Below are 12,109 nucleotides of genomic sequence, written 5' to 3' on the forward strand. Positions count from 1 at the left end.
CACCGGCTACCGTCGGCCATCCAGAACGCACAACGCCCCCCGTCGCGATCGACGGGGGGCGTTGTGGCGGAGCAGTTCAGGTCAGCGCTGAGGTGCCTGCGTGGGGTGAATCGGCGCGGGGAGGTAGGTCTCCTGCGTGAGGTAGCGGTCGGCGCCGGCGGCGGCGGAGCGCCCCTCGGCGATGGCCCACACGATGAGCGACTGTCCACGACCGGCGTCACCGGCGACGAAGACGCCGGGCACGGTCGACTGGAAGTCGTCGTCGCGCACCACGTTTCCGCGGCCGTTGTACTCGACGCCGAGCTTGTCGAGGAAGTCCTCGCGCTCGGGACCGACGAAGCCCATGGCCAGCAGGACGAGATCGCACTCGAGCTCGAACTCCGAACCCTCGACCTTCTCGAACTTGCCGCCGCTCATCACGACCTCGTGAGCCGAGAGCGAGGTGACCTTGCCGTTCTCGCCGGTGAACTTCTCGGTGTTGACCGAGAACACGCGCTCGCCGCCCTCCTCGTGGGCCGAGGACACGCGGAACATGAGCGGGTAGGTCGGCCACGGGGTGCTCTCGGCGCGCTCGTCCGGCGGCCGCGGCATGATCTCGAACTGGTGGACGATCTCGGCACCCTGACGCAGCGAGGTGCCGAGGCAGTCCGCACCGGTGTCACCACCGCCGATGATGACGACCTTCTTGCCCTTGGCGGTGATCGGCGGCTGACCGTCCTCGCCGACGACGTCGTCGCCGAGCTGCACCTTGTTGGCCCACGGCAGGAACTCCATGGCCTGGTAGATGCCCTCGAGCTCGCGGCCGGGGATCGGCAGGTCGCGCCAGCTGGTGGCGCCGTTGGCGAGGATCACCGCGTCGTAGGACGACCGGAGCTCCTCGACCGAGAGGTCGACGCCGACGTTGACGCCGGTGCGGAACGTGGTTCCCTCGGCCTCCATCTGCTCGACGCGACGGTCGATGTGGCGCTTCTCCATCTTGAACTCGGGGATGCCGTAGCGCAGCAGTCCGCCAATCCGATCGGCACGCTCGAGCACCGTCACGGTGTGACCGGCGCGGGTGAGCTGCTGTGCCGCAGCGAGTCCCGCGGGACCCGAACCGACGACGGCGACCGTCTTACCGGTCTCCTTGGTCGGCATCACGGGCTTGACCCAGCCGTTGTCGAAGGCGTTGTTGATCAACTCCACCTCGACCTGCTTGATCGTCACGGCGGGCTGGTTGATGCCCAGCACACACGACGCCTCGCACGGCGCGGGACACAACCGACCGGTGAACTCCGGGAAGTTGTTGGTGGCGTGCAGACGGTCGATGCCGTCCTCCCACTGCCCCTTGTAGACGAGGTCGTTCCACTCCGGGATCAGGTTGCCCAGCGGGCAGCCGTTGTGGCAGAACGGGATACCGCAGTCCATACACCGGCTGGCCTGGCGCTGCAGCGTCTCGTGGTCGTACTCGGCGTAGACCTCTTTCCAGTCCATCAGCCGCAGATCGACCGGCCGACGTGCCGGGAGCTCACGTTCGGTGTACTTGATGAAACCCTTTTGATCACCCACGAGCTGCCTCCATGATCGCCTCGTCCACGTCACGCCCGGCCTTCTCGGCGTCGGCGATGGCCGCCAGAACCCGCTTGAAGTCCCGGGGCATCACCTTCGTGAACTTGCCCTGCGTGTTGTCCCAGTCGGCCAGAATGGCTGCGGCCACCGGGGAATCGGTCTCGCTGCGGTGCTTCTCGATGATCCCGTGCAGGAACTCCACGTCGTCGTCCTCGAGCGCCTCGGGCTCCACGAGCTCGGTGTTGAGGTTGTCGGGGAGCTTGCCGAACGGGTCGTAGACGTAGGCGACACCACCGGACATGCCGGCCGCGAAGTTGCGCCCGGTGTCGCCGAGGACGACCACCCGTCCACCGGTCATGTACTCACAACCGTGGTCACCCACACCCTCGACCACCGCGACGGCACCGGAGTTGCGGACGCAGAACCGCTCGCCCACCACGCCGCGCAGCAGGATCTCGCCGCCGGTGGCGCCGAACCCGATCACGTTGCCCGCGATGATGTTCTCCTCGGCGACGAAACTCTCCGGCGCGACCTTCGAGGGATGCACCACGATGCGTCCACCCGAGAGACCCTTGCCGACGAAGTCGTTCGCGTCGCCCTCGAGACGCAAGGTGATGCCCTTGGGCAGGAACGCACCGAAGCTGTTGCCCGCCGACCCGGTGAAGTCGATGATCACCGTTCCCTCGGGAAGTCCGGTGGCGCCATACACCTTCGTCACCTCGTGGCCCAGCATGGTGCCGACCGTGCGGTTGACGTTCGAGATCGCCGAGGTGAACGAGACGCGCTCACCCTTGTCGATCGCCGGACGGCTCTGCGCGATGAGCTGCTGATCGAGCGCCTTGTCGAGCGCGTGATCCTGGCTGCCCGAGCAGTAGAGGTCCTGGTTCATGAACGGCGAGTCGGCCTCGGCCAGGATCGGCGAGAGGTCGAGCTTGCCGGCCTTAGCGCCCTTCCAGTGTGCGAGCGCCTTGGTGGTGTCGAGGGCCTTGACCTGGCCGACCGCCTCCTGCAGCGTGCGGAAGCCCAGGCGCGCCAACAGCTCACGCACCTCCTCGGCGATGAACATGAAGAAGTTCTCGACGAATTCGGGCTTACCGGTGAACCGCTGCCGCAGCAGGGGGTTCTGCGTCGCGACACCCACGGGGCAGGTGTCGAGGTGGCAGACACGCATCATGATGCAGCCCGACACCACCAGTGGCGCCGTGGCGAACCCGAACTCCTCGCCACCGAGCAGTGCGGCGACGACGACATCACGGCCGGTCTTGAGCTGACCGTCGACCTGGACCACGATGCGATCGCGGAGACCGTTGAGCAGCAACGTCTGCTGGGTCTCGGCGAGGCCGAGCTCCCACGGTGCGCCGGCGTGCTTCTCCGATGTCAACGGGGTGGCACCGGTGCCACCGTCGTGCCCGGAGATGAGCACCACGTCGGCGTGCGCCTTCGACACACCCGCGGCGACGGTGCCGACACCGACCTCCGACACCAGCTTCACGTGGATACGCGCGGCCGGGTTGGCGTTCTTCAGGTCGTGGATCAGCTGGGCGAGATCCTCGATCGAGTAGATGTCGTGGTGCGGCGGCGGCGAGATCAGTCCGACGCCGGGAGTGGAGCCGCGGACCTCGGCGACCCAGGGGTACACCTTGTGCGGCGGCAGCTGGCCACCCTCGCCGGGCTTGGCGCCCTGCGCCATCTTGATCTGGATGTCGGTGCAGTTGGTCAGGTAGTGCGAGGTGACGCCGAAGCGACCCGAGGCGACCTGCTTGATCGCACTGCGCCGCCAGTCGCCGTTCTCGTCGGGTTCGAAGCGGTCGACGCTCTCACCGCCCTCACCGGAGTTCGAGCGGCCGCCGAGACGGTTCATGGCGATGGCCAGCGTCTCGTGGGCCTCACCGGAGATCGAGCCGTAGCTCATCGCGCCCGTCGAGAACCGCTTCACGATCTCGCTCGCGGGCTCCACCTTGTCGATCGGGATGGGGTCACGGTCACCGAAGTTGAAGTCGAACAGTCCACGCAGAGAGGCGATCTTGCGTGACTGGTCGTCGACGAGCTTCGTGTACTCCTTGAACACCGAGTACTGACCGGTGCGGGTCGAGTGCTGGAGCTTGAACACCGTGTCCGGATTGAACAGGTGGTACTCGCCCTCACGACGCCACTGGTATTCGCCGCCGACCTCGAGTTCGCGGTGCGCGCGCTCCTCGGGACGGGCCTCGAACGCCAGCGCGTGACGCGCGGCGACATCGGCGGCGATCTGGTCGAGACCGACGCCGTCGAGGTGGCTGAGCAGGCCGGTGAAGTACTCGTCGACCGTCTCCTGGCCGATACCGATGACCTGGAACAGCTGCGCACCGGTGTACGAGGCGAGAGTGGAGATGCCCATCTTGCTCATCACCTTGAGCACACCCTTGCCCGCGGCCTTGACGTAATTGGCCTGCGCGGTGACGAAGTCGAGGGGCTCACCCTTCGCGTCCTTCAGCACACCCCGCTCGGCCATGTCCTCGATCGACTCGAGTGCCATGTAGGGGTTGATGGCCGCGGCGCCGAAACCGACGAGGCACGCCATGTGGTGCACCTCGCGGGCGTCACCGGCCTCCACGAGCAGCCCGACCTGGGTGCGGGTCTTCTCGCGCACGAGGTGGTGGTGCACCGCCGAGGTCAGCAGCAGCGACGGGATCGGGGCGAGCTTCTCGTCGGATTCCCTGTCGGACAACACGATCAACCGCACACCGTCGGCGATCGCCTCGGACACCTGGCGACGCACGTCCTCGAGCGCCTGGCGCATGCCCTCGCCGCCCTCGGCGACCGGGTACAGACCACGGATCTGCACGCTGCGGAAGTCGGGGTAGTTGCCGTCGTCGTTGATGCGGACCAACTTGGCCAACGCATCGTTGTCGAGGATGGGCTGGGGCAGCGCGATCTGACGGCACGAGTCGGCCGTCGGGTTCAGCAGGTCGCCCTCCTTGCCGATGGTCACGCCGATGCTGGTGACGACCTCTTCGCGGATCGCGTCGAGCGGCGGGTTGGTGACCTGGGCGAAGCGCTGCTGGAAGTAGTCGAACAATGTGCGGGGCCGCAGCGACAGCACGGCGATGGGGGTGTCGGTGCCCATCGAGCCGATGGCCTCCGCCCCGCTGGCCGCCATCGGCGTCACCAGGAGGCTGAGCTCCTCGCTGGTGTAGCCGAACACCTGCTGGCGCAGTCGAACCCGATCGTGGGGCATGTGGGTGTGCGGGCGGTCGGGCAGGTCGCCGAGTCGCAGGAAGCCCTTGTCGAGCCACTCCTGGTACGGGTGCAGCGACGCCAGTTCGTCCTTGATCTCGGCGTCGTCGACGATGCGGCCCTGATCGGTGTCGACGAGGAACATGCGGCCGGGCTGCAGACGCAGCTTCTGCACGACGTCGGCGGGATCGATGTCGAGGACACCGACCTCCGACGCCATCACGACCAGACCGTCCTTGGTGACCCAGATCCGGCTGGGGCGCAGGCCGTTACGGTCGAGCACCGCACCGATCACCGTGCCGTCGGTGAAGCACACCGACGCCGGGCCGTCCCAGGCCTCCATCAGCGTCGAGTGGTACTCGTAGAACGCCCGGTGCTCGGGCTTCATGCTCTCGTGACGTTCCCACGCCTCCGGGATCATCATCAGCACCGAGTGCGGCAGCGATCGGCCACCGAGGTGGAGCAGCTCGAGCACCTCGTCGAAACGCGCGGTGTCCGAGGCTCCCTCGGTACACACCGGGAAGATCTTCTCGGCCACCGAGTCGCCGAACACGCTGGTGTCGATCAGCGCCTCGCGAGCGCGCATCCAGTTCTCGTTGCCGGTGACGGTGTTGATCTCACCGTTGTGGGCGATACGGCGGAAGGGGTGTGCCAGCGGCCACGAGGGGAACGTGTTGGTGGAGAAGCGTGAGTGCACCAGCCCCAGAGCGCTTTCCACCCGATCGTCCTGCAGGTCGAGGTAGAAGCCACGGAGCTGCGGGGTGGTCAGCATGCCCTTGTAGACGAAGGTGCGACCCGACAGGCTCGGGAAGTAGACGGTCTCGCGTCCGGGTCCGTCCTGGCCGGCACCCTTGCTGCCCAGCTCGGTCTCGACGCGCTTGCGCACCACGAAGGCGCGCCGCTCGAGCTCGTCGCCCGAGGCACCGCCGACGAAGATCTGACGGAAGGTCGGCATCGCGTCGCGGGCGAGGGCGCCGAGCGAGGTGTCGTCGGTGGGGACCTCGCGCCATCCGAGAACGGTGAGGCCCTCGGACTCGGTGATCTTCTCGACCGACTCGCACGCCGTCCGGGCATCGCCGGAGCCCTGCGGCAGGAACGCCATGCCGGTCGCGTACTCACCCTCGGCGGGGAGTTCGAAATCGGTGACCGCGCGCAGGAACGCGTCGGGGACCTGGATCATGATGCCCGCGCCGTCGCCGGTGTTCGGCTCGGCACCCGCGGCACCGCGGTGTTCGAGGTTGACCAGCGCCGTGATCGCCTTGTCGACGATGTCGCGCGAACGGCGGCCGTGCATGTCGACCACGAAGGCGACGCCGCACGAGTCGTGCTCGTTGACCGGGTGGTAAAGGCCCTGGGGGCCGGGTGCCTGCTTCATTGTTGTTCGCCCTTACATCGCGTAACGCGAGAACGCCTCACTGCTTCCCAGATTACGGCACCACCGCTCGGCAAACCCTTATGAGGACAACCTAATCACGGCTCTGACCAGCGCTTACGCCCCGGCCCACGGTATCCGCACCCAACGTTGCAGCCCCATTGCTTCAACGGTGCACGCCAGCCCGTCACCGGACGTGGCGTCGTCGACCCCGGCAAGGGGTCGCCCTGCACGTGATCATCGGACAATTTTCTCACGGAAGGCGGCTACCACAGAAATCGCCCACCACCACTGACCGCGGTGGTCATGTCCCCGTGGCCCCGCACGATCCCTCGGTCGCGACCGCCGCGACCGGACGGCCTTCCCGCACGGCCCGGTCGAAGACCTCGCGCACCCGGCCCATGCGACCGGTGTCGGGTGCGGCGGTGTGGCTCGCCGGCGCCTCCGGTCCGCCGACCGCGTCGTCGATGGCCGCCGCCAGGCGACCCCGCGGGATCGGGGTCGGGGCGTCACGAGCGGTCAACGCACGCAGTGAGATCCAGTACTGCTGGGTGTGGCGGGCGAGCTCGTGGGCGACCTCGACCGCACTCGGATCGAGGGCATGGGACTCCTGGGCGTAGAACGTGATGAAGCCGGAGGTGTCGAGACCGGTGAACAGGCGGAACGACAGCACGGTGCCGATCGGTGCCGCGGAGTTGATGACGCGGCTGTACTCCGGCCACCGTTCGTCGGAGGCGAGGTCGGAGATGTGGATCACGGTGTCGTCGTCGCTCGGTTCGAGACTGGGCCCCACCCCGTAGAGCTGTTGGAGCTGATCGAGCAGCACCGGGTACTGGTCGTTGGCGGCGATCGTGGTCAGTCCCTGGTCGCGCGACACCAGCGACAGCCCGACGCTCTCGGCACCGGGCACGGCCCGTGCCGCCGTCTGCGCCAGCTCCGACAGGAGAGCGCGGTGGTCACCCGACGTGGCGTGGGCGGCGATGCGGTGTCCCTGTGCGACGTCGGTCGACGGGAGCGGGGCCAGCCGGCGCAGCAGGGCACGGGCGATGCCGGCCACCTCGCGTTCGTCATGGGTGATGGCCCACTCGTAGCGGCGGTCCCCGACCGGCCCGGTGTCGCCGAGGTTGCGGGCGACGACGGCGGTGGACCCGTCGGGGTCGACCACGGCGAGCGCGACGTGCTCGCGCAACGGTTGGATGTGGGCGCCGCGGACGCCCTCCGGCAGGGCGGTGCCCACCCCCACCACCCCCACGAGGGTGTTCGACTCCGCGAGCTCGGCGAACCTCGCGGCGGCGGTGGAGGTGAACAACTCGGGCAGATGGATCGAGAGCAGGATCAGCCCGATGGTGCCGTCGCGGGCGGCAGCCTCCTCGAAACCCGATCCCAGAGTGGCGATCTGACGCAGTGGCGAGGTGCGCGTCGGCACCCGTCGCAGCAGATCCGCCGGGACCGAGGGGATCACCGACGGCGCCTCGGGCTCGATGGCCAACACGGTCGACCCGCTCGCGGCGTCGAGGATGTCGGCGGTGATCTCCAGCGGGCCCGGCATGCCCAGGTGGTAGCCCTGCACCAGGGTCGCACCCAACGCTCGCGCATGATCGAGGTCGTCGTCGGATTCGATTCCCTCACAGAGGATCCGGCAGTCACTGTCGCTGACGTGGTCCCACACCGCGCGCAGGGTGCGGCGGTGTTCGGAGGTGAACTCAGGGCCTAGCATCACCCGGTCGAGCTTGATGATGTCCGGTCGGATGACCGAGAGCATCGCCACCGAGTCCGGATTGACCCCGACGTCGTCCAGAGCGACGAGACACGAGCGTTCCCTGGCCCAGTCGGCGGCCCACAACACCGAGCGCGGATCGGTCAACAGGGCCCGCTCGGTCAGCTCGATCACGGTCGGGACGATGCCCACCGCCTCCGACACCTCGCGGGGGTCGACCCTCCACGGTGGGGGCGTGCCCAGGACGCTGGGTTCGAGGTTGATGAACAGGTGCAGCGGGCCGCGGACACCCGCGTGGAGCGCTCCGGTCATCGCGGCGCGGCGGCACTCCCAGTCGAGATCGCCGAGAACGCCCATGTCGCGGGCGGCGGTGAACATCTCGGCCGGACCGAGTTCGGGAGTCCCCGGGAAGCGGGCGAGAGCCTCGTACCCCACGACGACACGGGTCTGCAGGTCGAGGATCGGTTGATAGACCGACCGCACCCGACCCGACGGACCCAGCAGGTCGTGGAGAGATCGCGCGGCGTCGGTCGACATCGTTGTTCCCCCCAGGCGAGGCAGCTCTTTTACCCCACTCAGTTTCGGAAAGCGTAGCCCGACGAACCACACACCGGACCGCGAACCGCGATGTGACAGAACAGCGGGTCTACAACCAGCCGCGACGCCGGGCGGTGACGGCGGCCTCGGCCCGCGTGGATGCGCCGGTCTTGCCGATGGCGCTCGACAGATAGTTGCGCACCGTCCCCGGCGTGAGATGCACCTGGCCGGCGATGGCGGCGACGGTCGCCCCGTCGAGAGCCGCGCGCAACACGTCACGTTCCCGTTCGGTCAACGGACTGTCTCCGTCGGTGAGGCTCTCGGTGGCCAGCGTCGGGTCGATCACCCGCAGACCGGCGTGCACGCGTCGCACCGCGTCGGCGAGTTCGCTTGCGGGCGTGTCCTTCACGACGAACCCGGAAGCACCTGCCTCGACCGCGCGCCGCAGGTACCCGGGGCGACCGAATGTCGTGACGATCAACGAACGGGTCTGCGGGAGTTCGGCCTTGACCCGTGCAGCGGCCTCGATGCCGTCGGCGCCGGGCATCTCGATGTCGAGCAGGCACACGTCGGCGGCGGCCGCCCGCGCGGCGTCGACCACCTCGTCTCCCCGGCCCACCTGCGCCACCACGGTGATGTCGTTCTCGAGATCGAGCAGCGCCGCGAGGGCGCCCCGCACCAGCGCCTGGTCGTCGGCGAGGAGCAGGCGGATCGGTCCACTCACGCGAGGATCACCTCCACCGCGGTCCCGCCGGAAGTCGCACGCACGTACAGGTCGCCGCCGGCGGCCTCGACACGCTCGGTGAGTCCTCGCAAGCCGTTGCCGAAGGCGTGGTCGGGGATGCCGCAGCCGTCGTCGACAACCTCGAGGCGGTCGGCCTCGACCGAGACGCTGCACCGGGCGGCTCCGCTGTGGCGCACCACGTTCGTCACCGACTCCCGCAGCACCCAGGCGAACAGCGCCGAGCGCGACGGGGCCAGATCCTCCGGCGCCTGCGGTAGGTCGGCGACGATGGCGGCCGCGGTCAACGCGGTGCGCGCGGAGGCCAGTTCGGTGCGCAGGTCGGGTGTCCGCAATCCGCCCACGGTCGCCCGCACCTCGGCCAGCGCCTGGCGCGACATCGAGTGCAGCTCGGCCAATTCGGCTTTCGCACGCTCGGGGTCGATGTCGACGAGGCGCCCGGCCAGCTCCGACTTCAGGGTCATGACCGTCAGAGAGTGCCCCAGGATGTCGTGGACATCGCGCGCGACCCGTTCACGTTCGGCGACCACGGCCAGTTGCTCGTCGAGCTCGCGTTGCCGTTCCTCGGCAGCCTCGCGTTCCCGTTCGCGCAGTTGCAGATTGCGGGCCGCGATCATCGCCCCACCCGACACGATGAGCGCGATGACCGTTCCCGGGTCGAAATCCCAACCGGGGATGAACTCCGGTCCGAGGACGGCGAGGCCGATCACGATGCCGGTGACCACGAAGCCCATACGTTGCGACAACCCGAACACCGTGATGGCGATGAGGAACGGTCCGAAAGCGAGGCTGCCGTTGGCGAGGATCGGCGTGGTCGCGACCGTGATCGCGCTCAGCGCCGTGAAATACCGCAGCGCGATCGCCGGGTCGGGGTTGTCGTGGCGCATCGGGATCACGTGGACACACGCCAGGACGTAGGTCACGGCGAACGCGGCGATGAGGGCCATGCCGATCGCGGTGCGTGTCGCGGTCTCGTCGGCGGCGAGCAGGGAGGCGATCGGATAGCCGAGGAAGATCAGCCAGATCGCCGGGAACGCCCATCGCAGGTCGTCGCGTCCCCGTCCGCGGACCCACCCCCGCAACCCACCGCGCCGGCGTGGCGCGGTGGGCTCGGTGGTCGCTGACTCGGGAGACGCCGTGCTCACGGGGTCGACTCTAAGCGCGAGCGGCGTCATTGACGATCGGTGCTGCGGTTGTAGAACCACACGGCGGCCGCGGTGAAGATCGACGCCCACACCACGATGTTCAGCAGGCTGATCCAGAGCGCGATGTGGTCGCCGTAGACGGTGTCGCCTCCGGTCATCGGGTAGTTGGCCAGCGTGTTGATGCCGAACATCGGGGTGAACATGGAGAAGGTCAGCATCGCGCCCTTGAGCGGCACGAACAGGTTGCCGGCGAAGGCCAGCAGAGTGAGGACACCGCCGCTGACCTGCATCGCGGCCTCCGATTTGAGGGCGCTGCCCATCGCCATGCCGAAGGCGGCGAACACCGAGGCACCGATCCAGCCGAGCAGCACCGAGCCGATCCAGATGGCCACCGGCGCGCGGGCACCCGTGAACACACCGACGATCGACAGCAGGATCAGCGGCAGGGCCGCCATGGTGAGGGCGACGAGGGCCTTGGTCACGACGTATCCCAACGACGTCAGCGGCGTCAGTCGCAGGGTTCGCGTCCATCCGGCCTGCTGTTCGAGGGCGACCGACGCGGCGTTGGTGGTGGTCGCGAGGATCGCGCCGTAGACGGCCATGTGCACCATCACGTAGGCGGCGGTGTTGGCGTGGCCGATCCTGTCGTCGCCGCCGTACTTCTGGGTCGCGCCGAACACGATGTAGAGGAGCGTGGGCATGGCGAGGGTGAAGATCATCGCCCGCCGGTTGCGCAGCACGCGTCGGACGTCGAGGCGGACATAGGCGGGCGAGAAGCCGCGTAGCGGGCCGCCGCCGGTGGAGGGTGCAGTCGGGGTGAGGGTGCTCATCTGATCGTCTCCGGGGTGCTCTGGGTGGTGGGGGCGGTGAGGGCGACGAACGCATCCTCGAGGTCGTGGGCGACGATCTCGAGGTCGTGGGCGTCGGTGGCGGTGAACAGGAACCGTGCGACGGCATCGGAATCGCTGGTGGACAGGTGGAGTCGACCGCCGCGGACCTCGCTGGCGGTGACACCGGGCGCGTTGTCGGTGATCCAGCCGATGCGGGCGGGATCGACGACCGCCGAGACCACGCGGCCCGAGGACTGCGCGCGGATGGCCGCGGTCGAGCCGTCGGCGACGACCCTGCCGCCGGCGATCATCACGATGCGGTCGGCGAAGTCGTCGGCCTCCTCGAGGTAGTGCGTGGCGAACAGGACGGTGCGTCCCTGTCCGGCGTCGGCGCGCATCGTCGCCCAGAACGCACGTCGGGACTCGACGTCCATCCCGGCGGTGGGCTCGTCGAGCACGATGAGGTCGGGATCGGGAAGCAGCGCGAGCGCGAACTTCAGGCGCTGCTGCTCGCCGCCGGAGCACTTCGACACCTTGCGGCCGGCGATGTCGGTGATCGACGCCCGGTCCATCACGTCGTCGACATCACGCACGCCGAAGGTCGAGGCGACGATGCGGACCGTCTCGGCGACGGTGAAGTCGGGCAGCAGCCCGCCGGTCTGGGTCACCGCGGCGATCCGCCCCGATGCGGTCGCGGCGTCGGGCGTGGTGCCGAACAACTCGACCGTGCCCGAATCGGGTCGGGTGAGTCCGAGGATCATGTCGAGGGTCGTGGTCTTGCCTGCGCCGTTGGGGCCCAGGAAGGCGACGACCTCGCCTTGGCGGATGGACAGGTCGACGCCGTCGACGGCACGCACGGTCTGCGACCGTGGTCCGCGGAACGACTTCGTCAGTCCTTCGGTGTGGAGAGCGAGTGGGATGTTCATGCCGATGACGATGCCGTCGCCAAGGGCCTCGCACCGGGATCGGATGTCACGGATCTCGAATGACAGATGTCATCTC

At 68.4% G+C, this 12,109-nt stretch carries 7 protein-coding genes; all 7 read right to left on the bottom strand.

Translation table 11 applies throughout. The features are described from left to right. Nucleotides 1-81: 81 nt before the first annotated feature. Complete coding sequence (locus OG579_RS11780) at nt 82-1,548, bottom strand: glutamate synthase subunit beta (protein ID WP_045820943.1); 1,467 nt, start codon at nt 1,546-1,548, stop codon at nt 82-84. Continuing rightward, complete coding sequence (gene gltB / locus OG579_RS11785) at nt 1,541-6,139, bottom strand: glutamate synthase large subunit (RefSeq protein ID WP_328856078.1); 4,599 nt, start codon at nt 6,137-6,139, stop codon at nt 1,541-1,543. Before gltB ends, OG579_RS11780 begins: the two co-directional genes overlap by 8 nt. 301 nt (nt 6,140-6,440) lie before the next feature. Continuing rightward, a complete protein-coding gene (locus OG579_RS11790) occupies nt 6,441-8,390 on the bottom strand; it encodes an EAL domain-containing protein (RefSeq protein WP_328856079.1) in 1,950 nt (649 codons plus the stop codon). 109 nt (nt 8,391-8,499) lie between these two features. Then, nucleotides 8,500-9,114 (bottom strand): response regulator transcription factor, encoded by a 615-nt coding sequence (locus OG579_RS11795; protein ID WP_328856080.1) that lies wholly within the window; start codon nt 9,112-9,114, stop codon nt 8,500-8,502. After that, on the bottom strand, nt 9,111-10,277 hold the full coding sequence (locus tag OG579_RS11800) for a sensor histidine kinase (protein ID WP_328856081.1): 1,167 nt from the start codon (nt 10,275-10,277) through the stop codon (nt 9,111-9,113). Before OG579_RS11800 ends, OG579_RS11795 begins: the two co-directional genes overlap by 4 nt. 26 nt (nt 10,278-10,303) lie before the next feature. Beyond that, complete coding sequence (locus OG579_RS11805; RefSeq protein WP_328856082.1) at nt 10,304-11,107, bottom strand: ABC transporter permease; 804 nt, start codon at nt 11,105-11,107, stop codon at nt 10,304-10,306. After that, entirely contained in the window at nt 11,104-12,033 is a 930-nt protein-coding gene (locus OG579_RS11810; protein ID WP_045820938.1) for an ABC transporter ATP-binding protein, read from the bottom strand. The genes OG579_RS11805 and OG579_RS11810 overlap by 4 nt, the downstream gene beginning before the upstream one ends. Nucleotides 12,034-12,109 lie beyond the last annotated feature (76 nt).

This window comes from Williamsia herbipolensis, from assembly GCF_036153515.1.
Classification (GTDB): Bacteria; Actinomycetota; Actinomycetes; order Mycobacteriales; family Mycobacteriaceae; genus Williamsia_A; species Williamsia_A herbipolensis.